Consider the following 25,522-nt stretch of genomic DNA (forward strand, 5'->3'; position numbering starts at 1 on the left):
ATCGCCCGCATTTTTTTATGACCTGTCGGTGGCGTTCGCGGCGCAGCTGCCTTGGAAGGTGCGCCGCTAATGGCTATTGGCCGAGGTTGTCGACCGCGTCGAGCACGAGTCCGAAGAACTCGTTCGCCGCGGCCGGATTCAGCCAGCGCACGACCACCGTCATGCGCCGCTCCGGTTCGACCCACGTGAACGAACTGCCTGCGCCGACACCGAAATAGCTCGACTCCGGCACGTTCGGGAACACCTTGCGCCCGGTGTTGAGCCACACGAGGTAGCCATAGAACGGCGCGATCGCGCACGGCGTGCGCATGCGCGCGATCCATTCGGACGACAGCACGCGGTGGCCGTTCGCGACGCCGTCGTTGAGCAGCATCTGTGCGACCTTCAACTGATCGTTCGCGCTGACCGACATGCCGCCGCCCCAGTGCGTGCCGCCCGGCACCGACTGCATGCGTCGCCCGTCGATTTCGACCCACGCATTGTCGTAGCCGACCCATTGCCAGTTTTCGCTCGCGCCCGAAGGCCGCATGATCGCTTCGCGAAACACCTCGGGCAGCGGCTGACGGAACAGATGCAGCAGCGCGAGCGAGAACTGGTTGATGCGGACGTCGTTGTATTCCCAGTACGTGCCCGGCCGTTGCGGCGGACGCAGATCGCCTTTTTTGCCATCGGGCGGCGCGGCGAAATTGACCGCACGGTAGTGATCCGCCTGATCCGACAAACCGAAGTACGTGCCGCGCCATTCGCTCGTTTGCTGCAGTAGATGCGCCCAACTGATCGGCGCGTTGTGTTCGTCGTCGAAGCCGATGTCGGGTACGCGCACGCGCACCGGTTCGTCGAGCTCGGGCAACAGGCCGCGATCGTGCGCGACGCCGGCCAGCAGCGCGAGGTACATCTTCGCGACACTGAAGGTCAGGTCGGCGCGATCCGGTTCGCCCCAGCTCGTCAGCACGCGGCCGTCGACGGCGATCGCGCCCGACACCGGCCCGCGATCATGCACGGGACCGAGCAGCCTGTTCCACGGCGGCGGGTCGTTCACGTGCACACCCCATGCGCCACCCACATGGCGGTCCCAAAGCGATTCATGATCCACCGCGAACTGCACGGCTTGCTGCAAACGGTCTTGCATGGATAAGTTCCTGTCGGTTCAACGAAGCCCGCGAGGCAGAGACTCAGCGTGCGTGCAGTCGCACGCGTGCCCACATCACGGTGAAAAGGCTGAGCACGGCCGCGAGCATCAGGTAGAGTCCGGGCGCGAGATTATTGCCGGTCGCCGCGATCAGCGCGGCAACCGCGAGCGGCGTGAAGCCCCCGAACACGGTGGTGCCGATGTTGTAGCCGAACGCCATGCCGGTCGTGCGCGTGCGGGTCGGGAACAGCTCGGACATCAAGGCCGGAATCGGCGCGAAGTAGGTCGCCTTCAGCAACGCGACCCACGTGACCGCGGCAAGCAACGAGCCGAGCGACGGGCGCGCGTTCATCAGCACGAAGGCGGGATACACGGTCGCGAAGAACAGCACGCCGGCGCCGAGCATGATGCGCACGCGGCCTACCTTATCGGACAGATGACCGACGAGCGGCGTGAGCATCATCATGATCAGACCGGCCGCGAGCGTCGCGATGAAGCCCGACGACGGTGCGAGTCCGAGCTGCCGCGCCGCGTAGGTCGGCATGTAGAGCAGCATGTAGTTGGCCGTGGTGGTCAGCACGAGCACGCCGATCGACACGAGCACCCGTTCCTTTTGCGTCGCGAGCAGTTCTCGCACCGGCGCGGCGGATTTTTCCGCGCGCTCGAACTCCGGCGTTTCGTCGATGCGGCGGCGAATGTAGAGCCCGACCGGACCGATCAGCATGCCGAACAGGAACGGAATACGCCAGCCCCAGCCTTCGAGTTGCGCGGTCGTCAGCGTGCTCGTCAACACCGCGCCGAACAGCGACGCCAGCACCGTGCTCGCGCCCTGGCTCGAGAACTGCCAGCTCGCCATGAAGCCTTTGCGCTCCGGCGCATGTTCGATCAGAAACGCGGTCGAACTGCCGAACTCGCCGCCCGCCGAGAATCCCTGCAACAGCCGCGACGCGAATACGCCAATCGGCGCGAGCACGCCGATCGCCGCATACGACGGCATCAACGCGATCATGCTGGTGCCGAGCGTCATCATCGCAATCGATAGCGTCAACGATGCCTTGCGGCCTTTGCGGTCGCTGAACGAGCCGAGCGCGAGCGCGCCGATCGGTCGCGCGAGATACGACAGCGCGAAGGTGCCGAGCGTGAGCAGCAGCGATACGGTGCGGTCGTGCACCGGAAAAAACGTGCGCGACAGCACGGCCGCGAAGTAGCCGTACACGACCAGATCGTAGAACTCCAGTGCGTTGCCGATCGAGGTCGCGAGAATCAGCCGCGATACGCTCGAGCGCGAAGTGTGCCGCGCGAGCGCGTCGGCGGTGGTGACGGAGTCCATGCTCATGACGAAGTCCTCTGGCGGCATTGGGAGGCGCGCCGGCAGTGTCGCGTGAGCGGCGCGGGCGCGGGATCGAAGCGTGTGACCGATGTTGGGGTGGACGATATTTATAGACAATTACAATATTTGGCAGATATCGTTGCCGAAACGGCAAAGCGGAATCGAGCTGACCCAGCTATTCGATATCGCATGCAGTCTCGAAGGCCTCGCGTTCGATCCGGCGTTGCTCGACCGATTTCGCGCCGCAAAAGAAAAAGCGCCCCGCAGGGCGCTTTCCATCGATTCAGATTCGATCAGGCAGGGAACACAGGTGTTCCCCACCGCGAACCGTCTGCTTAGAACTTGTGACGCAGACCGACACGGAACGCCAGCTGGTTGTCGGCGCCGACGCCCGACGTGCTGAAGTAGCTCGTGCTCGAACCGATCTGTGCCTGCAGATCCTGCGTACCGTTGCGGCCCGAGGCGATCTGATAGATGCCGAGCACGTACACGTCCGTGCGCTTCGACAGCGCGTAGTCGCCGCTCAGGTCCACCTGGTTCCAGTGACCGACGTTCGCGCCGCTCAGGTGCATGTACGTGTAGCCCGCGCCTGCCGTGATAGCCGGCGTGAGCGCGTACTTCGCGCCTGCTTCGTAGGCGGCGAACGTGGTCGACCCACCCGAGATCGGTGCGAGGCGCGTGTTCGTGTACAGGGCCCACAGCGTCGCCGGGCCGAATGCGTAGCGGCCGCCAACGCCGAACGTGCGCAGATCCTGGATCTGGCCGTTGCCGATCGTCGGGAAGCTGACGTTAGCCAGCGAAGTCGAGAAGGCCGGCGATGCCTGGCCCGGATAACGGATGTCCGTGTACGCCGCGCCGATACCGAACGGGCCGTTCGCGTAGTTCGCGCCGAAGCTGTAAGCGCGCGACGAACCTGCCACCGGGGCAGCGGACGTGCCCGTACCCGGCGTGCCGGCAAAGCCGCCTGCCGTGTTCGAGAAGCCGTACATCGCGCCGAAGGTCAGGCCGGAGAAGTTCGCGCTGCTGAACTTGACCGAGTTGTTGATACGGCTCGACGTGAGCTGGTCGACGTCGTTGATGTGGTAAGCGTAGTTGCCCGCGACGGTCTGGCCGCCGGTCGCGTAGTTGGAGCCGAGGTAGTCGGTCGAGAACGAGTACTGGCGACCGAACGTCAGCGAGCCGACGTTGTTCTGCGACACGCCGACGTACGCCTGGCGCCCGAACATCGCGCCGCCTTGGCCGGCGGTGCCGTTCCCGCTGTTGAAGCCGTTTTCCAACACGAACAGCGCCTTCAGGCCGTTACCGAGGTCTTCCGTGCCACGCAGGCCCCAACGGCTGCCGTTCGCGACGCCGTCGTCGTACTTGGTCAGGCTGCTGTGGCCGGTGGCCGTTTTCGAGTTGTTCACGTAGCTGATACCGGCATCGATCAGGCCGTACAGCGTGACGCTGCTTTGTGCGTGAGCGGCGGAGGCGAAGACGGCAAGCGTAGCGGCGGTCAGGATTTTCTTGTTCAACATACTTCTCCGAGTTAGCAAATTTTGGCGATCGCGACGCGCTGCTCTGCGGCAACGTCGCGCGATGGCCGGCAATTTAAGGGAACGCTGAGTAAGGTATGTGACACTGAAAAATTTCTTTCACGGTGTCGTGTCGGCGCGACACTTTGCGTGTGCACCGGAGGCAGGTGTATCGGTGGCGGGGCGGGTCGGTCGACCCTGGAGCGAGGCTGGACGCGTGGCAGCGAATCGCCCGCCTGGCGGCGGGCGATCGGTTATTTCAGCTGGTGCGTGAAAATTCAGTTACATGGCCGGCCGCGACAGCAGCGACGGTCGCAGCGACTCTGGCGTCAGTTGCTCAGCAACGAGCCGCTGCGGAACGGCGTCTGGCCGGCGATGCGCGCGAATTCGAGGCCGGCCGTCGCGAAACGCGCCAGATGCCGCGCGTACAGCACGCCGGCCACGGTGTTTTTGATCGTGACGACGCGGTCCGTCAACGGATCGACGATGTCCGCGATTTCCTGGCCCGCGTCCACCCACGTGCCGACCTCGCAGCGATAGACGAGCACGCCGCTGATCGGCGCGACGAGCGGCTCGGCGCCCGCGAGCGGCGTCGCGGCGAATTCGAGCGGCGGCAGCGCAGCCGGCTCGCCGTCGACCACGCCGCGCGAGGTCAGATACTCGATGATCGCCTGCGCGTCTTTTTCCGCGAGTTCGTACGACACATCGCGCTGGCCGCGCAGCTCGATCGTGACCGAGATGCCGCCGTTCGGGATCGGGAAGCGCTCGCCGAAACGGCCGCGCAGATCTGACCAGCAGAAGCTGTGGATTTCGTCGAACGGATTGCCGACCGAGTTCAGCGCGAGCAGCGACGCCTTCGCGTCCAGGTAGCGCGCGAGCGGCTCGACTTCGGGCCACAGGTCCGGATTGGTGTACAGGTGCATCGCGGCTTCCCAGTCGCAATGCAGATCGAGCACGACGTCGGCGTCGTACGAGAGCTTTTGCAGCGCGAGGCGTTGCGAGCCGAGTTCGGTGGTCGGCTGCTGCGCGTCGAGCGCTTCGCGCATCGCCGTGCGGATGGCGGCGCGGTTCGCGTCGATGTCGCTGGTCAGACGCGATTCGATGAACGGCTGCACGAGTTCCGCGAGGTCGTAGAAGTTGCGGTTGAAGTTCTGCGCGCTGCCGGTTTCGAAGCGGCCGAGCATCTGGCCGAGCAGATGCTGATTAAGGCCGATCGGATTCGGCACCGGCACGACCACGACTTCGCCACGCAGCTTGCCCGCGGCTTCGAGCGCGGCCAGCTTGCGGCGCAGCGACCACGACACCAGCATCCCGGGCAGTTCGTCCGCATGCAGCGACGACTGGATATAGATTTTCTGGCCGCCGCCGGGACCGTAGTGGAAACTCGTCAGTTCACGGGCGGTGCCAAGCGACGGGGCAATCAGCGGATGGGTCTGGGTTTGCATGGTTTTGGCTTCGCGGCCCGTTCGGAGCAGCCGCGCTAGGTGGTTGATTGCAAGGGGAAAGATGCGCGCCGGCAGCGCGCATGGTCCGCATGCGCGGACCGCGGCAACCTGTCTCAGGGAAGCCGCGTCTCGCACGATCTTAGCCGATATGCCACACGATGTGGCTTGATGTGGCTAGATGTGGAGCCGCAAAAACAAAACGGGCTCCGCGTCGCGGAGCCCGTTTCGGACAAGCTGCCGGCGCGCCGTACGGCGCGCGTGGGCGATTTAGCTGCCGTACACGTCGAAGTCGAAGTACTTCTTCTCGATCTTCTTGTAAGTGCCGTCCTTGATCATGTCGGCGATCGCCTTGTCGACCTTCACCTTCAGATCCGTGTCTTCCTTGCGCATGCCGATGCCGGCGCCATTGCCGAGGATCTTCGGATCGTCGAGGTCCTTGCCGACGAACGCGAAGCCCTTGCCGCGCGGCGTCTTCAGGAAGCCCTGGTCAGCCTGCACCGCGTCTTGCAGCGCTGCGTCCAGGCGGCCCGAGATCAAGTCGGCGTAGACCTGGTCCTGGTTCTGATACGGCACGACTTTCGCGCCCGCCGGTTCCCAGTAGGTCTTCGCGTAGGTTTCCTGGATGGTGCCCTGTTCGACGCCCACCGTCTTGCCCTTCAGCGATTCAGCGGTCGGCAGGATGCCCGAGCCCTGTTTCGCGACGAGGCGCGTCGGCGTATTGAACAGCTTCGACGAGAAAGCGATCTGTTCGGCGCGTTGCGGCGTCATCGACATCGACGACAGCACGCCGTCGAACTTCTTCGCCTTCAGTGCCGGGATCATGCCGTCGAAGTCGTTTTCCACCCACACGCACTTCGCACCGACGCGCTTGCAGATTTCGTTGCCGAGGTCGATATCGAAGCCAACGAGCTTGCCGTCCGCGCCTTTCGACTCGAACGGGGGATAGCTGGCATCAACACCAAAACGGATCGTCGACCAATCTTTAGCGTGTGCGCCAATCGAGACGGTGGCAAGCAGAGCAACCGTCAAAGCCGCTAGCAGTTTTTTCACTGTTTTTACTCCTCGGTGTAGTTCAATTACGCCCTCGGCGGTTGTGCCGCCTCGGGACGCCCGGCGCGTCTCGCAAACGGGCTTCTGGTCAGGATGCAAGCCGAATGGCCTGCAACGCGCGCCAAGCTTATCAGTTCAAAAATATTGGGAAGCTAGTAAAACACCGGATGGCGCGGGAGGAGGCCCTCTAGAGCAACGCTTGCGCCCCAGCCGCTATGAGCGGATCGTACACCGTTGGTGGGGTTTGCGTAGCGCGGATGCAATGCACGAGCGGTAATACGAAGGGCCGGCGAGCGTAATCGACTGGGATTTACGCCGGTTTTCTCGCGAGTTCACCGAAAACCGGTTTGAAACGCGAGTTTGAAACGTGGACGGATCGTTAAAGCTCGCGGCTGAATTTGCCGTTAATTAAGAACGGCCTCGAGGCTATTGCCTTGCACGTTATTACCAACACCGATATTTTTGCCCCGCCGTTTCGGACCGGTGCAAAAACAAAGGCTTTGGCGCTATCATCGATGCTCCCTGCGTTGGACGCCGGCCGCCCGCGTTGGACGGCCGTCAAGATTCAAATTCCGCGCGTTTGCGCTCGCTCACATGGCCTTTCTGCTCAACGGTGTTATGCATGCACACGATGTTGTTCACGGCGGATCGAACAGGCTGTTGTAAACAGACTTTTAAGCGACGAATCGCGAGCACCGGCGTGCGGGCTCGCGCGGCATTATTGCAGCGACGGTTTTTTGACGGTTTTTTGTCGAGCGTTACATCGGGATTTTCATCGATTGGCTCATCCGGATTTTCGTGCGAGGTTTTTTCCGGGGTTTTACCCCGCGTGTCGCGCGTTCTGATAGGCGCATTGCTGTGCGCGGGTTTCGGCGCGGCGACGCCCGCAGCGGCCGCCGAGAAAGTGCTGCACGTTCTCGCATGGCCCGGCTATGCGGACCCGGACGTCGTGAAGGCGTTCGAAGCGCGCTACGGCGCGAAGGTCGAGGTCACGCTCGTCGATTCCGATGAGGCGCTGTGGGCGCAGATGCACAGCAAGGGCGCGCCGCCGTTCGACGTACTCGCCGCCAACACCGCCGAAATCCGCCGCTATACGCAGGCGAATCTGCTCGCGCCGCTCGATCTCGCGAGTCTGCCGAATACGAAGAAGCAGTTGCCGCGTTTCCAGGCGCTCGGCTCGATCGACGGCCTGACCTCGGCGGGCAAGGTATACGCGATTCCGTTCACGTATTCGTCGATGGGACTCATCTACGATCGCAAGCAGATTCCGGTTGCGCCGCATTCGATGCTCGAACTGTGGAACCCGCGCTATCGTGGCAAGGTGCTCGACTTCAATAGCGCGCAGCACAACTTCTCGTTCACCGCGCTTGCGCTCGGCTATCCGCATCCGTTTCAACTCGACCCCGCGCAGATGCGCACGATCGCGCACAAGCTCGTCGATCTGCGCCGCAACCTGCTGACCTACTACACGCTGCCCGAGGAGGCGACCGCGTTCTTCATCCAGCACAAGGTCGCGTTGATGTTCGGCAACTACGGCACGCAGCAGGTGCAGTTGCTGCGGCGCGCGGGCGCCGACGTCGGCTACGTGATTCCGGACGAAGGCGCGCTCGCGTGGCTCGATTGCTGGTCGATGACGCGCGCGGCGAGCGACCAGCCGCTCGCGCTCGCGTGGATCAACTACATGCTCGAGCCGAGCGTGAGCGCGTTGCTGACACAGCGCCAGGGGCTCGCGAACACGCTGACCGAGCCGGCCGAAGGCAGCGCCAACGCGCACATCGTCTGGATCAGTCCGGTGGAAGATATCGAGCGCCGCGAGCAACTGTGGACGCGCATCGTGTCGGGCGACCGTTCGGAGCGCTTCTGATGCTGCATCGCGGCCTGACCTTCAAGCTATCCGTGCTGCTCGCGTGCATCGGCGTGCTGGCGTCGGGCGCGACCGGCTATTACGCGTATCGCGCGAATCGCACGATGCTGGTCAACGAAGCGGAGCACAGCCTGCAGACGTCGACGGAGCTGCTCGGCCAGCGCATCGCGGTATCGATCGACGACGTCGCGGCGGACGCGCTCGTGCTCGCGACGATGCCGTCGTCGGTGCGCGTCGCGCAGACCGACGACGGTATCGGCCCGAACGCCGGCCGCGAGCGGCTCGCGCAGGTGTATTCGAGCTTCATGCTGCACCACCCGGAGTATCTGCAGGTGCGGCTGATCACGCGGCAGCATCACGGTCTCGAACTGCTCCGTTTCGATCGCGACAGCGATGGCCTCGTGCGCGTAGAGGGTGGCGATTTGCAGGAAAAAGCTCAGTTTCCCTACGTATTCGAAACGCTCGCGTTTTCGCCGGGCCGCATCTACACGTCGCCGATTTCGGTCAATCACGAATCCGGCACGCATGCGGCGCAAGGCAAGCCGACGCTGCGTCTCGGCACGCCGATCGCGGATGCGCGCGGCACGGTGGTCGGCGTCGTCGTAATCGATGTCGATCTGGCCGGCATGCTGCGGCGTTTGCAGAGCGATCTGCCGAGCGACTATCAGGTCTATCTGGCGAACGAGTGGGGCGACTTCCTGGTCCATCCCGACGCGTCGAAAACCTTCGGTTTCGACCGCGGCCGTCGCGTGCTGATGCAGGACAGCTTCCCGGCCACGAAGCAGCTGTTCGAGCAACGCCAAAGCGAGGTGCTCATCAACGGTCTCGCGAGACCCGGGGAGGCGGCCGGCCGTGTGCTCGCGTTCGTGCGGCGGCCGTTCGGCGGTTCCGAGGGCAACCGCTTCATCGTGCTCGGTCTCGCGAAGCCGCTCGAGGACGTGCTGACCGGCGCCAATCAGCTCGGCACGCGGATCATTCGCATGGTGCTGGTGTTCAGCGCATTGTCGGTACTGCTGGCGATCCTGTTCGCGCGAGCGCTGACCAAACCGCTGCATCTGCTCGCGTATGCGGCGACGCACCTGTTCGCCGACCATGCGATGCACACGTTGCCGCTCAAACGCACCGACGAAATCGGCGTGCTCGCGCGCTGCTTCGAGCATTTGCGTTGCGAAATCCGCGCGCAGATGGATACGCTGCACAGCAAGCAGAGCGAGCTCGTGCATCTGGCCTCGCACGACGTGCTGACCGGCTTGCCGAACCGCATGCTGTTCATGCAGAAGCTCGAGAACGCGATCGAGGAGGCAAGCTTCCGTCGCGAAGGCCTCGCCGTGCTGTTCGTCGACCTCGACCGCTTCAAGCAGATCAACGATCAGTTCGGTCACTCGGTCGGCGACAAGGTGCTGGTCGCGGTCGCACGCCGTCTGAAGGACGTGCTGTATGCCGGGGACGTGGTCGCGCGGCTCGGCGGCGACGAATTCATCGTGCTGATCGAAGGGCAGCGCGCGGCCGAGGTCACGCCAGAAATCGCCGAGCGCATCATGGACGCGCTGAACGAAACGCTGACCGTCGACGGCAATAGCATGACGGTCGGCGCGAGCATCGGCATCAGCGAGTTCCCGCACGACAGCGGCAATGCCGAGGAACTGCTGCTGAACGCCGATGCCGCGATGTATGCGGCGAAATCGGGTGGCCGTTGCGCGTATCTGCGCTATCAGGATCTGCTCGCCATGCGGCTCGACGAACAGGCTGGGCAGGCGAGGGCGGCCCAGGCCCAGCTCGCCCAGGCGCACGCCGCGCGAGATGCGACCGAGGGGCGCGAGGCGGAGCCCACCGCGTGACGCGGTCTTACCCGCGCCGCTGAGGGTTTTCTATTGCCACGCCGCGATCGCGCCGCGAATGAGCCGGAGCGTGTGCCGTTGTCGACCCGAGACGCCGGCGCGCTCAACCAGCCCACTCAAACGATCCGCACCCCTGCGCGATAAGTCGCGCGCGGCACCGGCAGCTTGTCGAGCATCGTCACGCGCACGAGATCCGCGCGCAGGCCGGGCTCGATCGCGCCGCGGTCCGTGAGGCCGGCGGTGCGCGCCGGCTCGGCCGAGACCGTTGCCATCGCGCGCGGCAGCGACCAGCCCGCTTTTTCGACGAGATCGAACACCGCGGTCAGCAAGCTCGACGGCACGTAATCCGACGACAGGATGTCGAGCAGGTCCGCGCGCGCGAGTTCCAGCGCCGACACGTTGCCCGAATGCGAGCCACCGCGCACGATGTTCGGCGCGCCCATGATCGTCGCGATGCCATGCTCGCGCGCGGCTTGCGCGGCGACTCGCGTGGTAGGGAATTCGGCGAGCACGATGCCCTCGGCTTTCGCCTGTTCGACGTGCTCGATCAGCGTGTCGTCGTGGCTCGCGACCGGAATGCCGAGCCGCCGGCAACGCGCGACGATCTCGCGGCGGTGCTCGTCCGCGTAACGCTCCTGTTCGACCGCGAGTTCGGCGAGCGTGCTCGCGACACGCTCGTCGCTCATCTTGCCGTTGCGCTCCTGGAAGCGGCGCCATTGCTCGCGGTCGTGCCATTGGCGCTGGCCCGGCGTATGGTCCATCACCGACGCGAGCCGCAGCAGCGGATGCGCGCACAGCGAATCGAATACCTCGAGCACGTCGGCGGTCGCGATCTCGCAGCGCAGATGCAGAAAGTGCTCGGCGCGCAGCAGTCGACGCGTGGACAGCCGCAGCAGCGAATCGGCGCATTGCGTTTGCACATCGCGGTTACGCAGCCCAACGCTCGAGCGCGAGCCGATGGCGAGCGCGTCGAATACCGTCGTGATGCCGGCTGCGGCGACCTGCGCGTCGTGAATCACGAAGGCCGCGTCGGTATTCCATTCGACGCCGGGACGCGGCACGAGGTGCTTCTCGAGGTTGTCCGTATGCAGTTCGATCAGACCGGGCAGCAGATAATCGCCGTCCCAGTCTTCGGCGTCGCGCGCCAAACCCGCGCCGCGTTCGACGTCGCCAATCACGCCGTCTTCCACGCGCACGGTGCCAATGAATTCTTCGTCTCGCGTCACGATGCGAGCGTTGCTGATCAACATCGACTTGCTCCGTAGTCAGTCGGGACTGGTGTCAATTTAGTGCCGCACCGGCGGCCGCAGTTCCAGGCGGCGCGTCGCGACCTTGTTGCGGGTCTCTTCGTCGTGAAAGATACCAACGATCGCCGCGCCGCGCTCGCGCGCCTCGACGATCAGATCGGCCACAACGTCGCGGTTTTCCGCATCGAGCGAAGCGGTCGGTTCGTCGAGCAGCAGCAGCGGATGTTCGGCGATCAAACCTCGTGCGATGTTCACGCGTTGCTGCTCACCGCCCGAAAACGTCGCGGGCGCGAGGGACCACAGACGTTCCGGCACGTTGAGCCGCGCCAGCAATTCAGCGGCGCGCGTGTTTGCTTCAGGTTCGGCGACGCCGTCCAAGACCAGCGGCTCGGCGACGAGCGCAAGCGTCGGCACGCGCGGGATCACGCGCAAAAACTGGCTCACATAGCCGACCACGCGACGGCGCAGCCGCAGCACGTCACGCGGTTCGGCACGGGTGATTGCAATGGGCCGACCCTGATCGCTGGTGTCGCGAATCGCAATCGAGCCGGTGCTCGCCAGATAGTTGCCGTACAGACAGCGCAGCAGCGTGCTCTTGCCCGCACCCGACGGCCCGACCAGCACCACGCATTCACCGCGCTCGACCTCGAGCGACACGTTCGCGAGCGCGTCGATCCGCACACCGCCCTGGCCGTGCAGCGTGAAAGTCTTGCCGATGCCGATGGCGCGCAGCATCAGCGCCGCGTTGTCGGCGAAAGCGCGCTCGCCGTGGCGTGCATCGCTGCCTGCTTCATTGACTACCTCAGTGGATTGCATCGTGAGCCTCAAACCGGCAGAACCGAGGAAACCAGCGTTTGCGTATACGGGTGCTGCGGATCGTCGAGCACCTGATCGGTCAGACCCGCCTCGACGACTTCGCCCGCCTGCATCACCATCAGCCGATGCGCGAGCAGACGCGCAACGCCGATGTCGTGCGTGACGATCAGCACCGACAGATGCAGCGTCGAGCTCAGCGTGCGCAGCAAATCGAGCAGACGCGCCTGCACGGACACGTCGAGACCGGCGGTCGGTTCGTCCATGAACACCAGACGCGGACCGGTGACGAGATTGCGAGCGATCTGCAGACGTTGCTGCATACCGCCCGAAAACGCGGCGGGGAATTCGTCGATGCGAGCGGGGTCGAGTTCGACGCGCTCCATCCATTGCGTGGCTGTGCGGCGAATCTCGCCGTAGTGGCGCGCGCCGACCGCCATCAACGGCTCGCCGATGTTGGCGCCGGCCGATACGCCGCTGCGCAGGCCGTCGCGCGGATTCTGCTGCACGAAGCCCCACTCGGTGCGCGTCAGCAGACGGCGGCGCGGCTCGGACAGCGCGCGCAGATCGAGCGAGTCGCCATGCGACGCGGTGTAGTGCAGCGAGCCGCTATCGGCCTCGGTCTTCAGCGCCAGCGTGTTGAGCAGCGTGGTCTTGCCCGAACCCGATTCACCGACGATGCACAGCACTTCGCCCGGATACAGATCGAAACTCACGTTGCGGCAACCGTTGCGGCCGCCATATTGTTTGGTGAGCGCGCGTGCGCTCAGAAGCGGCGTCATGCGGATTCTCCTTCGCGCGTGGCGTGGGGCAGCGGCGCTTGCGCTTCGATAGCGCCGTCGCGGTCGCTATCGCCATCGCCGCGCCGCCCGTGACAGTAGTCGCTGTCCGAGCACACGAACATGCGCGTGCCCGCATCGTCGACGATCATCTCGTCGAGAAAGCTTTCCTTCGATCCGCACAGCGCACACGCGTGCTGCCACTTCTGCACTTCGAACGGATGATCGTCGAAGTCGAGGCTGCGCACCGGCGTATAGGGCGGAATCGCGTGAATGCGGCGCTCGCGGCCCGCGCCGAACAGTTGCAGCGCGGCGTTCATATGCATCTTCGGATTGTCGAACTTCGGGATCGGCGACGGCGAGCTCAGATAGCGATGATTGACGATCACCGGGTAGTCGTACGTGGTCGCGATGCTGCCGTGATGCACGACGTCCTCGTACAGTTTCACGCTGATCAGCCCGTAATCGGCGAGCGCATGCAGCTTCTTGCATTCGGCGACGCGCGGTTCGAGCCGGTACAGCGGCTCGGGCATCGGCACCTGATAGACGAGGATCTGCCGCTCGGTCAGAGGCGTTTCGGGAATCCGGTGCCGCGTCTGGATGATCGTCGCTTCGCTCGTGTGCCGCGTGGTCGCCACCCCCGTGGTGCGCGCGAAGAAGCGGCGGATGTTGACGGCGTTGGTGGTTTCGTCGGAACCCTGATCGATGACCTTCAGCGTGTCCGTCCTGCCGATGATCGCGGCCGTCACCTGGATGCCGCCGGTGCCCCAGCCGTACGGCAGCGGCATTTCGCGCGACGCGAACGGCACCTGGTAGCCCGGCACGGCGACTGCCTTGAGCAGCGCGCGGCGCAGCATGCGCTTGGTCTGCTCGTCGAGATACGCGAAGTTGTAGCCGTGCGCGGCGGTGTCGTGTGAGGTGTTGGCAACAGCGGTGTCGGGCGCGTTCATGCTGCCTGCTCCTTGTCGGTGGCGCGGCTTGTTTCATCGTTGCTGCGATGCTGCGCGCGCAAACGCCGCACCAGTTCCAGCTCCGCCTGGAAGTCGACGTAATGCGGCAGCTTCAGGTGCTGCACGAAGCCCGACGCCTCGACGTTGTCGCTATGCGACAGCATGAACTCGATGTCCTGCGTCGGTGACGCGAGCGTCTCGCCGAGTTCTTCGGCGCGCAACGCGCGATCGACGAGCGCCATCGCCATCGCCTTGCGCTCCGAGTGGCCGAACGCGAGGCCGTAGCCCTGCGTGAAGGTCGGCGGCACCGTGCCGCTGCCCGCGAACTGGTTGATCATCTGGCATTCGGTGATGTCGATATCGCCGATGTCGACCGCTTCGCCGAGTTCGTCGAGGTCCATCTCGACCGCGATCGTGCCGAAGCGGATCTCGCCCGCGAACGGATGCGAGTGCGCGTAGCCGCGTTGCGTCGCATAGCCCATCGCGAGCAGAAAGCCTTCGTCGCCACGCGCGAGATTTTGCAGACGCGTCGCGCGGCTCGCCGGAAAGGCGAGCGGTTCACGCGACAGGTCGCCGGGTTCCGCGCCGTCGGGTGTCGGGTGCTCCTGTTCGATCAGGCCTTCCTTGTCGAGCAGCGACACGACGCGCGGCATCGATTCCGCCTCGGGCGGCTCTTGCGGAACCGGCCCGCTGCCCCGCGTCACGTCTTGCTGCGCGTCCTCACCATCGGCGAGCAACGCGAAATCGAGCAGACGCTGCGTGTAGTCATAGGTCGCGCCGAGCAACTGGCCGCCGGGAAGGTCCTTGAACGTCGCCGAGATGCGCCGCTCGACCTGCATCGTTTCGGTATCGATGGCGCGCGTATAGCCGAAGCGCGGCAACGTGGTGCGATACGCGCGCAGCAGGAAAATCGCCTCGACCAGATCGCCGGCCGCCTGCTTGATTGCGAGCGCCGCAAGCTCCTCGTCGTAGACCGAGCCTTCGGTCATCACGCGTGCGACCGCGAGCCGCAACTGCTCGCGAATCTGCGCGACGCTCAGTTCGGCGATTCGCGTATCGCCGCGGCGCGCTTTGTCGAGCAGGCGCCACGACGCTTCGATCGCGCGTTCTCCACCTTTGACGGCAACGTACATCAGTTCACCTTCGCTTCGGTTGTGCGCGGCAGGCCGATCACGCGCGGGCCGCAAACCAGATAACAGTCGATGCCGCACGGAAACAGCGGCGCGAGCATTGCGCGTTCTTGCCAGAACCGCGCGGGAAGACCGACCGGCGAAATCGTTTCGGCATCCAGAATGCCGGGGCCGCTCAGCGTGACCGCTGCGCCGCCCGTCAGCGCGTCGACGCGGATCAGCAACGTGGCCGATTGTTCCGGTGACTCGGCGCTGCCGGGCGCGAAGCTTTCGAGCGATGGCAACGCGTCGGCATCGTGCACATACACGAACGCGGCGTTGCCGGGCGCATCGACGAGCGGCGCGCCGGTATGAAAACGCAACGCCGACGCGAGCGCGGGATCAGGCTGCGCGAGCCACACCGGCGTCGCGTAGTCGCAGAGCGTCAGCAGTGCGGCAAACGCGGCGGGTTCGACCGGCGTGTTGCGCAACTCGGGCAGCACCTCGCGGATCACGCCGATCGTGCCGGGCCGCGACAACGCGTCGAGCAGCGTGCGAAACACGGCCTGGGTATCGTGGACCGGGTCCGCGAAACCCGGCGTCAGCGTGGACAACGCAATCGGTGAACGTTCCATCAGTCGCCTCGCACCATGGTGAAGAATTCGACGCGCGTCGCCGCGACGTCCTGTTGCTGTTGCGCGCCCCGGGCCTGCTGTTGCGCGGCGAATGGCCCGATCAATTGACCATGCAGGCTGTCGTGATGCTCGGGCATCTGCAGCAAGGCGTCGGCGAGCGCGGCAAGTTCGGCGCGACGGCGGTCGCGTCCCAGATGGCAGGCCACGCCGACGGTGGCTTCGGCGTCGCCGCTCGCATGCAGACGCAGCGTCGCGCGCGTAACCGTGGCTTCGCCGAGATTGAACGGATCGCCGCTGCCGCCGATGCGCCCGCGCACCATCGCGAGGCCGATTTCAGGGGGGCGCAGCCAGTCGTAGGCGGGGGTGGGGCGGCCTTGCAGCGCGCGCTGCAGCGCGGCTTCGAGGTCGGCGCGCGGCGTGCGCGCCAGCACGGCCATCCAGGCGCGCCGCGCCGCCGAAGACACGGCCGGCAACGGCGAAGAGGGTGGCCGGGGCGGAACGGAACTCGGGCTCATCGGATTTCCTGTCGATCCAGCGAGTGGGCATTGAAGCATCTATTCATCTAAACGTCTAGACGTTTATAAGCATAGTTGTCTGGACTGTCGTGCGCGGCGGACGTTCATATTTTCATCACGGCTCGCGCACTACAATGCACGTCATGGCGATCATTTGAACCGAAGGGAATGACAGCACCATGACATCGAACGACAGCGCGGCGCCGGCCACGACGCTCGAACGCGGCGCGGGCGTGGCCGTCTGGAGACAGATCGAACAGATTCTCGCCGCAGAGATCACGGCAAGCGGGTTCGGCGAAGAAGGGCGGCTGCCGAGCGAGGGTGAGCTGGCGAAGCGCTTCGACGTCAACCGTCACACGGTGCGCCGCGCGATGCTCGGCCTCGCCGCGCTCGGCCTCGTCAGCGTCGAGCAGGGGCGTGGCACGTTCGTGCAGCCCGGCGCGATCGACTATTCGATCGGCCGCCGTACGCGTTTCACCGAAAACCTGCGTCAACAACACCACTCGCCCGCGGGCACGATGCTGTCGGCCGCGCGCGTGAAGGCCGAGCCCAGTGTCGCGAAGGCGTTGGGTCTGCGCGCGGGCGCGGCGGTCTATCGCATCGAATCGCTGAACGAGTCGGACGGCGTGCCGCTCACATACGCGCGCAGCTGGTATCCGGCCGCGCGTTTTCCGGATTTGCCGGAGGTCGTGCAACGCCTCGGCGGCACGACGAAAGCGCTGGCCGAATTCGGCGTGGACGATTATCTGCGCAAGTGGAGCCGCATCGGCAGCGTGCTGCCCGAGCCGGAAGTCGCGCGGCGGCTCAACATCAACCGTCAGCAGCCGGTGCTGTGGGTCGAGAACGTCGACGTCGATCTGCAGGGCACGCCGGTCAAATACGGCTTCACGCATTTCGCGGCCGATCGCGTGCAACTGCTCGTGGAGCATGACCTGTGAGCGGCCCCGCATGGAGTGCCGAAGCGCGCTTCGCGCTGTACTACGCGCCGTCGGTTGAATCGGCGTGGTGGCAAGCCGGCTCGACATGGCTCGGCCGCGATGCGCACAGCGGCGAGCGCCGCGCGCAGCCGCAGCCGCCAGGCCTGACGCGCCCGCTCGCCGCGTTGACCGACGCGCCGCGCCGCTATGGCTGGCATGGCACGCTGGTCGCTCCGTTCCGGCTCGGCGCCGGCGTCACGCAGCCCGACGTGCTCGCGGCCGCGCGAGCCTGGGCGCTCGCGCAGCGGCCGTTCACGTTGCCGGTAGAAGCGGCCACGCTGGGCGACTTCGTCGCGTTGCGACCGGCCGATGCAGATGGCGAGACGCGCATTCGCGAGCTCGCGTCGAACGCGCTGCAGTCGCTCGACAGGCTGCGCGCGCGGCCGTCGGCGGCCGATCTCGAGCGACGGCTCGCCGCGCCGCTCAGCGAACGCCAACGTGCGTTGCTGTTGCAATGGGGCTATCCGTACGTGTTCGACGAGTTCCGTTTTCATATGACGTTGTCCAGTTCGCTCGCCGATGCCGACGAGCGCGCGACGCTGCTCGCATGGTGGCGGGAGCGCACGCCCGCGCTCGGGCCGCTCGCTGTGGATCAGGCCGCGCTGTTCGTCGAGCCGGCGGCGGGCGAGCCGTTCGTGCTTTGGCAGCCGCTGCCGTTCAGCCACGGCGCGCAACCAGGCGATCGCACGAACAAGCAGCAAGACGAGGTGAGCAGCCAATGACTGGGCGTTTGATCTATGTGATGGGGCCGTCGGGCGCGGGCAAGGATTCGCTGCTGCAGTTCGCACGGATGCGGCTCGCCGGCGAGCCGCTCGTATTCGCGCATCGTTACATCACGCGGCCGAGCGGCAATGGCGAGGTGCATGTTGCACTAAGCGTCGAGGAGTTCGCCGCGCGCTCGGTGCTTGGCCTGTTCGCGCTCGAATGGTCGAGCCATTCGCTGCGCTATGGCATCGGCATCGAACTCGATGCGTGGCTCGCGCGCGGCTGCACGGTGGTCGTCAACGGCTCGCGGCAGTACCTGCAGCATGCGCTCGCGCGCTATCCACGCGCGGAAGTGGTGCACGTGAGCGCCGCGCCGCATATTCTCGAAGCACGGCTCGGCGCGCGGGCGCGCGAATCGTCGGAGCAAGTCGCGGCGCGGCTCGCGCGGCGCGCGCCGTTTGCGTTGCCGGCCGGCGTGCGCTGCACGACGATCGACAACTCCGGCGCGCTCGAAGAAGCGGGGCACGCATTGATCACGGTGCTCAAGGAGCAGGTGAGCGCATAGCGCAAGCACGCGGCCTTACTGCACGGCTCCCATCCGCTCCCGCGTCACCTGCCGCAAACATGCGACGAACTGCTGCACGGCCGGCGTCGGCAGCAGATCGCGTCGCGAGATGATGCTCAGATCGTAGTTCGGCAGCGCGTCTTCGATCTGTGCGACGCGAATGCCGAGCGGCGCGACCCTCTGCGCAAGCGGCCGCGTGAAGCAACTGATCACGTCGGTCTGCGACACGAGTCCGAGCGTGACTGCAAACGACGACGGCGCGCGCAGCAAGCGCTTCGGTACCGGCAAGCCGTGCGCGCTGAACATCGCCATCATCACGCTGTGCGGGAAGTGGTCGGCGCCGACCGTGACGATCCACTCGGCGTCGAGCAGCTCGGACAGACGCGTGACGTTCGCGAGCGGATGGCCGGCGCGCATCGTGACGACGAACTGCGTCGAGTACAGCGGCACCTGCACCAGATCGTTATCCAATGCCAGAACGTGATGGATCGCCGCGAGATCGAGCGCGCCGTTGCGCAGACGCGCGAGCGCGTCGGGCACCGTCACTTCCTCCAGATGCAGACTCACGAGCGGCATCCGCTCGCGAAAGCTCGACACCGCATGCGGCAGTACCGTCAGCGCCAGCGATGGCATCGTGCCGACGCTGACCTTGCCGGCCAGTTCGCCTTTGACCTGCTCGACGGCCTCGACCGTTCGGCGCATGTCGCCGAGCAACTGCTCGGCGCGCGGCAACAGCGCGAGCCCGCACGCGGTCAGCTCGATGCCGCGCACGCTGCGCACCATCAGCTCGGCGTTGAGCGCGCTTTCCAGCTCGCGAATCGTATGCGTGACGGCCGGCTGCGTGACGCCAAGCTCACGCGCGGCGGCGCGCAGACTGCGGTGATGCGCGGCGGCGACGAAGGCCTGCAACTGCTGCAGCTTCATAAGGGTAACCCCGTATATAAGGCCTGTTAATCAGGGTGAAAAAAATAGCATCTTATTCGAACAAAACGGCGTGGCTATAGTGCGAGGCTACTCACTGGAGCCATACAAGCTATGAACGAGACCCCGCGTTTGACCGAAGTGTCCGATCTGGAACCCGCCGCCGCGAGCCTGCGCGAGATTCGCCATCACATTCACCACCATCCGGAACTCGCGTACGAGGAAGTGCAGACCGCGGCGCTTGTCGCGGAAAAACTCGAACAGTGGGGCTGGCAGGTCACGCGCGGGGTCGGCAAGACCGGCGTGGTCGGCACGCTGAAAGAGGGTGACGGCAAGCGCAGCATCGGCATTCGCGCGGACATGGACGCGTTGCCGATCATCGAACAGACCGGCCTGCCGTACGCGAGCGGCACCCACGGCAAGATGCACGCGTGCGGCCACGACGGCCACACCACGATCCTGCTCGGCGCCGCGCAACGTCTCGCGGCCACGCGCAAATTCTCGGGCACCGTGCATTTGTATTTCCAGCCGGCCGAGGAAAGCGGCATCGACAGCGGTGCGCTGAAGATGATCAACGACGGCCTGTTCGAGCGCTTCCCGTGCGACGCCGTGTTCGGCCTGCACAACCATCCGGGAGCCGAGCCGGGCGTGTTGCTGTTCCGCAAGGGACCGTTCATGTCGGCGGGCGACAAGGCGATCATCACGATCGAAGGCGTCGGCGGCCATGCGGCGCGTCCGCATCTGACCGTCGATCCGGTCGTGGTCGCCGCGAGCATCGTGATGGCGCTGCAAACGATCGTCGCGCGCAACGTCGATCCGTCGCAGCCCGCCGTGGTGACGGTCGGCTCGATGCACGCGGGCACCGCGAACAATGTGATTTCCAGCAGCGCGCGGCTCGAGCTCAGCGTGCGCTCGTTCAGCCCCGAGGTGCGCTCGTTGCTGAAGAAGCGCATCACTGAGTTGGCCGAGTCGCAGGCCGCGAGCTATGGCGGCAAAGCGCACGTCGAGTACATCGAAGGCTATCCGGTCGTCATCAATACGGATGCCGAAACGGATTTCGCGGTGCAGGTCGCGCGCGAACTGGTGGGCGACGACAAGGTGGTCGAGCAGACCGACATCCTGATGGGTAGCGAGGACTTCGCATTCATGCTGCAGAAGCGGCCGGGCACGTTCCTGCGCATCGGCAACGGCGTCGGCGAGGAAGGTTGCATGGTGCACAACCCGCACTACGACTTCAACGACAGCAGTCTGCCGATCGGCGCGGCGTTCTGGGCACGGTTGGTGGAGCGCTATCTCGCGCAGTGAGCGCTTGATGCACACGACGCGGCGCGCACGAGGCGTGCGCGCCCGGCTGCTCATCACCGCGCGGCCAGAGCCACGAAGCGTTCATTAGCCGCGCCGCGCGACCATCTCCGAGACTGTCTGCGCGGCTCGCTGCAGCGGTTCCAGGAACGCTTTCACCATCTGTTTGGCCGAATTGCGCTGTGCGTTGCCGCTGATGTTCATCGCGGCGATCACGCGGCCCTGGCGATTGCGAATCGGCGCGGACAGCGAAATCAAGCCGCCTTCGAGCTCCTGATCGACGATCGCCCACCCCTGGCGACGCACCTGCTCGATCAGCTTCTTCAACTCTTGCTTGTCGGTGACGGTGCGCGGCGTGTGCGCGTAGAGCGGCGTCGAGTTCAGCGTCGCGTCGAGCGTCTCGTCGTCGAGCGAGGCAAGCAGCACGCGGCCCATCGACGTGCAGTACGCGGGCAGGCGGCTGCCGATCGACAGGTTGATCGTCATGATCTTGTGAGTCGGCACGCGCAGCACGTAGACGATATCGGTGCGATCGAGCACGGCCGCGGAGCAGCTTTCGTGCACCTGTGCCGACAGGCTTTCCATCACCGGTTCGGCGAGATTCCAGAACGGCATCGAGGTCAGATACGCGAAGCCGAGGTCGAGAATCTTCGGCGTCAGACGAAACAGGCGTCCCTCGGCTTCCACATAGCCGAGGGTTTGCAGCGTCAGCAGGATCCGGCGCGCGCCGGCGCGCGTGAGGCCAGTCGCCGCGGCGACGTCGGTGAGCGTCTGTTCAGGCCGCGTCGCGTCGAACGCGCGGATGACCGCGAGGCCGCGCGCGAACGACTGCACGTACGAGTCGCCCGGTTTCTCCGGGGCCGGTTCGGCGTTGGCGGGCGCGACGGAAGACGGCGGCAGGGCTTTGCTCATGGACCTTGATCGTGGGTTCGGAAGAGTGCGTGCGAAGGACGCGCGACGCGCGTTCGTTTCGATGCGGCGCCGCGTTTTGCGTTGCGGCGCAAAGGCGAGACGATAGCTTAAGCCTTCTATTTCGCCAAATAACGCCGATTCGTGCAAAAAACCCAGGGTTTGCGTGGATGCGATTCCCCACTCCAAATTTGTATGATGACCCGATAACCTGACTAGTTCGAGACACCCGGTCCAACGGATCCGCCATGTTCGACAAGATTCCCGCGCGCGCTTTGAGCGACACCGTCGCGCAGCAACTGCTGAAGCAGATCGACAAGGGCACCTTCGCGCGCGGCGCCAGGCTGCCGACCGAAGCCGTGCTCGCACAACAGTTCGGCGTAAGCCGCACGGTGATTCGCGAGGCGCTGTCGCGACTGAAGAACGAGGGGGTGGTCGAGCCGCGTCAGGGCAGTGGCGTGTTCGTCGCCGGGCACGGCGCGATCCGCCCGCTGCGAATCGACTACGCGGAAGCCGTGGAGCCGGGCTCGGTCGTGCAGATCCTCGCGCTGCGACGCGCGATCGAGGCGGAGGTCGCGTCGGAAGCCGCGATGCGCCGCAGCGATGCCGAGATGGCCGCGATCGACGCCGCGCTCGCGCGCATCGAGCGCGCGGTCGGCACTGGCGAAGACGGCGTCGCCGAAGACGTCGCGTTTCATCGCGCGATCGCGGCGGCTACGGGCAATCCGTATTTCCTGAAGACGCTGACGTTCCTCAATCAGTACCTCGAAGCGGGCACGGTCGTCACGCGCCGCAACGAGGCGCTGCGCGAGGACTTCTCGCGGCAGGTGCGCGAGGAGCACGTGGCGATCGCCGCGGCGATTCGTGCCGGCGATCCGATGGCGGCGCGCAATGCCGCGCAGACGCATCTGTACAACGCGGCGCGGCGGCTTGCCGAGGCGGGCATCGTCTGACGCGCTGAAGGCGCGCGGTGATTCCGACGCGCGCGAACCCACGAATGCGGCACCCATCCATAGAGGTCATGCATGTCGAGAAATGTCGGTGTCATTGGTTTGGGGGCCATGGGGCTCGGCGTCGCGCGCTCGCTGTTGCGAGCGGGCTTCAGGGTCCACGCGTGCGACTTGCGGCGCGACGCGCTGCAGGCGTTCGTCGATGAAGGGGGCATCGGCTGTGCGACGCCCGCGGAGCTCGGCGCGCAGTGCGAGGTCGTGATCACGCTGGTCGTGAATGCGGCGCAAACCGAAGCCGTGCTGTTCGGTGAGCACGGCGCGCTCGCGGCCATGAAGCCGGGCGGCGTCGTGATCGCGAGTGCCACGGTCGCGCCGGAGTTCGCGAGCGATCTCGGCAGGCGCGTCGAGGCGGCCGGTCTGCAGATGCTCGATGCGCCGGTGTCGGGCGGCGCGGCGCGCGCGGCGTCGGGCGAGATGACGATGATGACGTCCGGTCCCGCGGCCGCTTATGCCGCGTGCGAAGACGTGCTCGCCGCGATCGCCGGCAACGTGTATCGGCTTGGCGCCACGCATGGCGCAGGCTCGAAGGTGAAGATCATCAACCAGCTGCTGGCCGGCGTGCATATCGCGGTGGCCGCCGAGGCAATGGCGCTCGGCCTGCGCGAAGGTGTCGACCCGCACGCGCTGTACGACGTGATCACGCACAGCGCGGGCAATTCGTGGATGTTCGAGAACCGCGTGCCGCATATTCTCGCGGGCGACTACACGCCGCTGTCGGCGGTCGATATTTTCGTCAAGGACCTCGGCCTCGTGCTCGATACCGCGCGTCGCACGAAGTTTCCGCTGCCGCTGTCGGCGGCCGCGCATCAGATGTTCATGATGGCGTCGACGGCGGGCCACGGTGGCGAAGACGACTCGGCGGTCGTGAAGATTTTCCCAGGCATCGAATTGCCGACGAAGCACTAGGCGAGGGAGAGGTCATGACGGCTCAAACGAAACCCGCGCTGCTCGGCTGCATCGCCGACGACTTCACCGGCGCCACCGATCTCGCCAACATGCTCGTGCGCGGTGGCATGCGCACGGTGCAGACGATCGGCGTGCCCACCTCCAACGCAGCGCTCGGCGCCGACGCGCTCGTCGTCGCGCTGAAGTCGCGCACGATCCCGGCCGCCGACGCGGTCGCGCAATCGCTGGCCGCGCTCGCCTGGCTGCGCGCGCAAGGGTGCCGGCAATTCTTCTTCAAGTACTGCTCGACCTTCGATTCGACCGATGCGGGCAACATTGGCCCGGTGACCGATGCGTTGCTGAATGCGCTGTCCACCGAGTTCGCTGAGCGCGCGTCGTTCACGATCGCGTGTCCCGCGTTTCCAGAGAACGGCCGCACGATTTTTCGCGGTCATCTGTTCGTCGGCGATGCGCTGCTCAACGAGTCGGGCATGGAAAACCATCCGCTGACGCCGATGCGCGACGCGAACCTCGTGCGCGTGCTGCGGCGGCAAACGCAATCGAAGGTCGGGCTCGTGCATTACGACCAGCTCGCGCAAGGCGATGCGGCCGTGCGTGCCGCATTCGCCGCGTTGCGCGCCGACGGCGTGCGCATCGCGATTGCCGATGCGGTGTCCGACGCCGATTTGCACACGCTCGGCGCGGCCTGCGCGGACCTCGCGCTGATCACCGGCGGCTCCGGCGTCGCGCTTGGTTTGCCCGCCAACTTCCGGCGCGCGGGTCTGCTCGGCGAGCAAACCCATGCCGCGCAATTGCCGCGTATAGAAGGTTTGTCGGCGGTGCTCGCAGGCAGTGCGTCGACGGCGACCAACGCGCAGGTCGCCGCCTGGTGCGCGACACGGCCCGCGTTCCGCATCGATCCGCTCGCGGCGGCGCGCGGCGAGGACGTCGTCGGCGAGGCGCTCGCGTTCGCACAACAGCGCTTCGTGCACGCGGAACCGGTGCTGGTCTATGCGACCGCATCGCCCGACGAAGTGCAGGCCGTGCAGCGCGAACTCGGCGTCAACGAGGCCGGGCATCTGGTCGAGAAGACGTTGGCGGCGATTGCGCGCGGTCTGCGCGAACGGGGTGTGCGCAAGTTCGTCGTCGCGGGCGGCGAAACTTCGGGCGCCGTCGTGCAGGCGCTCGACGTGCGCATGCTGCGCATCGGCGCGCAGATCGATCCGGGCGTGCCGGCCACGGCGACGACCGAAGCGGAACCGCTCGCACTCGCGCTGAAATCCGGCAATTTCGGCACCACCGACTTCTTCGACAAGGCGCTGCGCCATCTCGACGGAGCCGCGCAATGAGCGACGCACCGGCACTTCACACCTGCGCCGAAGCGCGCGTTCGCGAGGAAATCTGCGCGGTCGGCGCGAGCCTGTATCAGCGCGGCTATACGGTCGGCAGCGCCGGCAACATCAGCGCGCGGCTCGACGACGGCTGGCTGATCACCCCGACCGACGCGTGCCTCGGCCGCCTCGATCCCGCCGACATCGCGAAGGTCGACGCAAACGGCCACGCGGTGTCGGGCGGCAAGCCGTCGAAAACGCTGGCGCTGCATCGCGGTATCTATGCGCGCAACGGCGAGGCGCGCGGCATCGTCCATACCCATTCGACGCATCTGGTCGCGTTGACGCTCGCGGGCGTGTGGAGCGAAGCGGACGTGCTGCCGCCGATCACACCGTACTACGTGATGAAAGTGGGCCACGTGCCGCTGATTCGCTACGAACGCCCGGGTGATCCCCGAGTGGCCGCGCAAATCGCTGCGCTGGCCGATCGGGTGCGCGCGGTGTTGCTCGAACGTCTGGGGCCGGTAGTGTGGGAGCGCTCGGTCGCGCACGCGTCGTATGCGCTCGAAGAACTCGAGGAGACCGCGCGCCTGTGGCTGATGACGAATCCGCGGCCCGCGCCGCTCGACGCCGCCGCGATCGAACAACTCCGTGCCGCGTTCGGCGCGCGCTGGTAGCAGCGCGCATTGCCGATGAACG

At 65.8% G+C, this 25,522-nt stretch carries 24 protein-coding genes; 10 read left to right on the forward strand and 14 right to left on the reverse strand.

What is annotated here, in order from left to right; translation table 11 throughout:
- Positions 1–73: 73 nt before the first annotated feature.
- From HDG37_RS16385 to HDG37_RS16405, 5 genes are all read right to left on the reverse strand, one after another.
- Positions 74–1,129, reverse strand: a complete 1,056-nt coding sequence (locus HDG37_RS16385; RefSeq protein ID WP_184049407.1) for a serine hydrolase — start codon at positions 1,127–1,129, stop codon at positions 74–76.
- 43 nt (positions 1,130–1,172) lie between these two features.
- Complete coding sequence (locus HDG37_RS16390; RefSeq protein WP_090809498.1) at positions 1,173–2,465, reverse strand: MFS transporter; 1,293 nt, start codon at positions 2,463–2,465, stop codon at positions 1,173–1,175.
- A gap of 329 nt (positions 2,466–2,794) precedes the next feature.
- A complete protein-coding gene (locus HDG37_RS16395) occupies positions 2,795–3,973 on the reverse strand; it encodes a porin (protein WP_184049756.1) in 1,179 nt (392 codons plus the stop codon).
- Between the two features lie 329 nt (positions 3,974–4,302).
- Complete coding sequence (locus tag HDG37_RS16400; RefSeq protein ID WP_184049409.1) at positions 4,303–5,418, reverse strand: succinylglutamate desuccinylase/aspartoacylase family protein; 1,116 nt, start codon at positions 5,416–5,418, stop codon at positions 4,303–4,305.
- Between the two features lie 267 nt (positions 5,419–5,685).
- The gene (locus HDG37_RS16405) at positions 5,686–6,468 is read right to left on the reverse strand and encodes an ABC transporter substrate-binding protein (RefSeq protein ID WP_184049411.1); all 783 of its coding nucleotides are present in this window, start codon (positions 6,466–6,468) and stop codon (positions 5,686–5,688) included.
- 622 nt (positions 6,469–7,090) lie between these two features.
- Here HDG37_RS16405 and HDG37_RS16410 point away from each other — a divergent pair.
- Positions 7,091–8,332, forward strand: coding sequence for an extracellular solute-binding protein (locus tag HDG37_RS16410; protein ID WP_260334886.1), 1,242 nt, complete (start codon positions 7,091–7,093; stop codon positions 8,330–8,332).
- Positions 8,332–10,170, forward strand: coding sequence for a GGDEF domain-containing protein (locus HDG37_RS16415; protein ID WP_184049413.1), 1,839 nt, complete (start codon positions 8,332–8,334; stop codon positions 10,168–10,170). The genes HDG37_RS16410 and HDG37_RS16415 overlap by 1 nt, the downstream gene beginning before the upstream one ends.
- Before the next feature lie 116 nt (positions 10,171–10,286).
- On the opposite strand, the gene HDG37_RS16420 is transcribed toward HDG37_RS16415, so the two are convergent.
- The 7 genes from HDG37_RS16420 to phnG are packed head-to-tail and all read right to left on the reverse strand — an operon-like array spanning position 10,287 to position 16,218.
- Positions 10,287–11,420: an alpha-D-ribose 1-methylphosphonate 5-triphosphate diphosphatase gene (locus HDG37_RS16420; protein ID WP_184049415.1), complete on the reverse strand. Its 1,134-nt coding sequence runs from the start codon at positions 11,418–11,420 to the stop codon at positions 10,287–10,289.
- A gap of 36 nt (positions 11,421–11,456) precedes the next feature.
- The gene (gene phnL / locus HDG37_RS16425) at positions 11,457–12,233 is read right to left on the reverse strand and encodes a phosphonate C-P lyase system protein PhnL (RefSeq protein WP_184049417.1); all 777 of its coding nucleotides are present in this window, start codon (positions 12,231–12,233) and stop codon (positions 11,457–11,459) included.
- 8 nt (positions 12,234–12,241) lie between these two features.
- Positions 12,242–13,012, reverse strand: a complete 771-nt coding sequence (gene phnK / locus HDG37_RS16430) for a phosphonate C-P lyase system protein PhnK (RefSeq protein WP_184049419.1) — start codon at positions 13,010–13,012, stop codon at positions 12,242–12,244.
- The gene (locus tag HDG37_RS16435; RefSeq protein ID WP_184049421.1) at positions 13,009–13,959 is read right to left on the reverse strand and encodes an alpha-D-ribose 1-methylphosphonate 5-phosphate C-P-lyase PhnJ; all 951 of its coding nucleotides are present in this window, start codon (positions 13,957–13,959) and stop codon (positions 13,009–13,011) included. The genes phnK and HDG37_RS16435 overlap by 4 nt, the downstream gene beginning before the upstream one ends.
- Entirely contained in the window at positions 13,956–15,092 is a 1,137-nt protein-coding gene (locus HDG37_RS16440) for a carbon-phosphorus lyase complex subunit PhnI (protein WP_184049423.1), read from the reverse strand. The genes HDG37_RS16435 and HDG37_RS16440 overlap by 4 nt, the downstream gene beginning before the upstream one ends.
- On the reverse strand, positions 15,092–15,703 hold the full coding sequence (phnH, locus tag HDG37_RS16445) for a phosphonate C-P lyase system protein PhnH (protein WP_184049425.1): 612 nt from the start codon (positions 15,701–15,703) through the stop codon (positions 15,092–15,094). Before phnH ends, HDG37_RS16440 begins: the two co-directional genes overlap by 1 nt.
- Entirely contained in the window at positions 15,703–16,218 is a 516-nt protein-coding gene (gene phnG / locus HDG37_RS16450; protein WP_184049427.1) for a phosphonate C-P lyase system protein PhnG, read from the reverse strand. The genes phnH and phnG overlap by 1 nt, the downstream gene beginning before the upstream one ends.
- Before the next feature lie 179 nt (positions 16,219–16,397).
- Here phnG and phnF point away from each other — a divergent pair, with 179 nt between their 5' ends.
- From phnF to phnN, 3 genes are read left to right on the forward strand one after another with little or no spacing between them, the layout of a single operon-like run.
- Positions 16,398–17,156, forward strand: a complete 759-nt coding sequence (gene phnF, locus HDG37_RS16455) for a phosphonate metabolism transcriptional regulator PhnF (protein ID WP_090809521.1) — start codon at positions 16,398–16,400, stop codon at positions 17,154–17,156.
- Positions 17,153–17,917, forward strand: coding sequence for a DUF1045 domain-containing protein (locus HDG37_RS16460; RefSeq protein ID WP_184049429.1), 765 nt, complete (start codon positions 17,153–17,155; stop codon positions 17,915–17,917). Before phnF ends, HDG37_RS16460 begins: the two co-directional genes overlap by 4 nt.
- Positions 17,914–18,465 carry a phosphonate metabolism protein/1,5-bisphosphokinase (PRPP-forming) PhnN gene (phnN, locus tag HDG37_RS16465; protein ID WP_090809526.1) on the forward strand — a complete coding sequence of 184 codons (552 nt, stop codon included), beginning with the start codon at positions 17,914–17,916 and terminating at the stop codon, positions 18,463–18,465. The genes HDG37_RS16460 and phnN overlap by 4 nt, the downstream gene beginning before the upstream one ends.
- Positions 18,466–18,480: 15 nt before the next feature.
- On the opposite strand, the gene HDG37_RS16470 is transcribed toward phnN, so the two are convergent.
- A complete protein-coding gene (locus HDG37_RS16470) occupies positions 18,481–19,389 on the reverse strand; it encodes a LysR family transcriptional regulator (RefSeq protein ID WP_184039306.1) in 909 nt (302 codons plus the stop codon).
- 111 nt (positions 19,390–19,500) lie between these two features.
- On the opposite strand from HDG37_RS16470, the gene HDG37_RS16475 reads away from it, so the two are divergent.
- On the forward strand, positions 19,501–20,691 hold the full coding sequence (locus HDG37_RS16475) for a M20 aminoacylase family protein (RefSeq protein WP_184049431.1): 1,191 nt from the start codon (positions 19,501–19,503) through the stop codon (positions 20,689–20,691).
- A gap of 84 nt (positions 20,692–20,775) precedes the next feature.
- Here HDG37_RS16475 and HDG37_RS16480 read toward each other — a convergent pair whose 3' ends face one another.
- Positions 20,776–21,600: an IclR family transcriptional regulator gene (locus HDG37_RS16480; RefSeq protein WP_184049433.1), complete on the reverse strand. Its 825-nt coding sequence runs from the start codon at positions 21,598–21,600 to the stop codon at positions 20,776–20,778.
- Between the two features lie 245 nt (positions 21,601–21,845).
- Between HDG37_RS16480 and HDG37_RS16485 the strand changes: the two genes are divergently transcribed.
- From HDG37_RS16485 to HDG37_RS16500, 4 genes are all read left to right on the forward strand, one after another.
- On the forward strand, positions 21,846–22,550 hold the full coding sequence (locus tag HDG37_RS16485; RefSeq protein WP_184049435.1) for a FadR/GntR family transcriptional regulator: 705 nt from the start codon (positions 21,846–21,848) through the stop codon (positions 22,548–22,550).
- Between the two features lie 72 nt (positions 22,551–22,622).
- Positions 22,623–23,513, forward strand: a complete 891-nt coding sequence (ltnD, locus tag HDG37_RS16490; RefSeq protein WP_184049437.1) for an L-threonate dehydrogenase — start codon at positions 22,623–22,625, stop codon at positions 23,511–23,513.
- A gap of 14 nt (positions 23,514–23,527) precedes the next feature.
- Complete coding sequence (otnK, locus tag HDG37_RS16495; RefSeq protein ID WP_184049439.1) at positions 23,528–24,841, forward strand: 3-oxo-tetronate kinase; 1,314 nt, start codon at positions 23,528–23,530, stop codon at positions 24,839–24,841.
- Entirely contained in the window at positions 24,838–25,500 is a 663-nt protein-coding gene (locus HDG37_RS16500) for an aldolase (RefSeq protein WP_184049441.1), read from the forward strand. Before otnK ends, HDG37_RS16500 begins: the two co-directional genes overlap by 4 nt.
- The last annotated feature ends 22 nt before the right edge of the window (positions 25,501–25,522 follow it).

This window comes from Paraburkholderia sp. MM5384-R2 (assembly GCF_014201025.1).
In the GTDB taxonomy this organism is placed as follows: Bacteria; Pseudomonadota; Gammaproteobacteria; order Burkholderiales; family Burkholderiaceae; genus Paraburkholderia; species Paraburkholderia tuberum.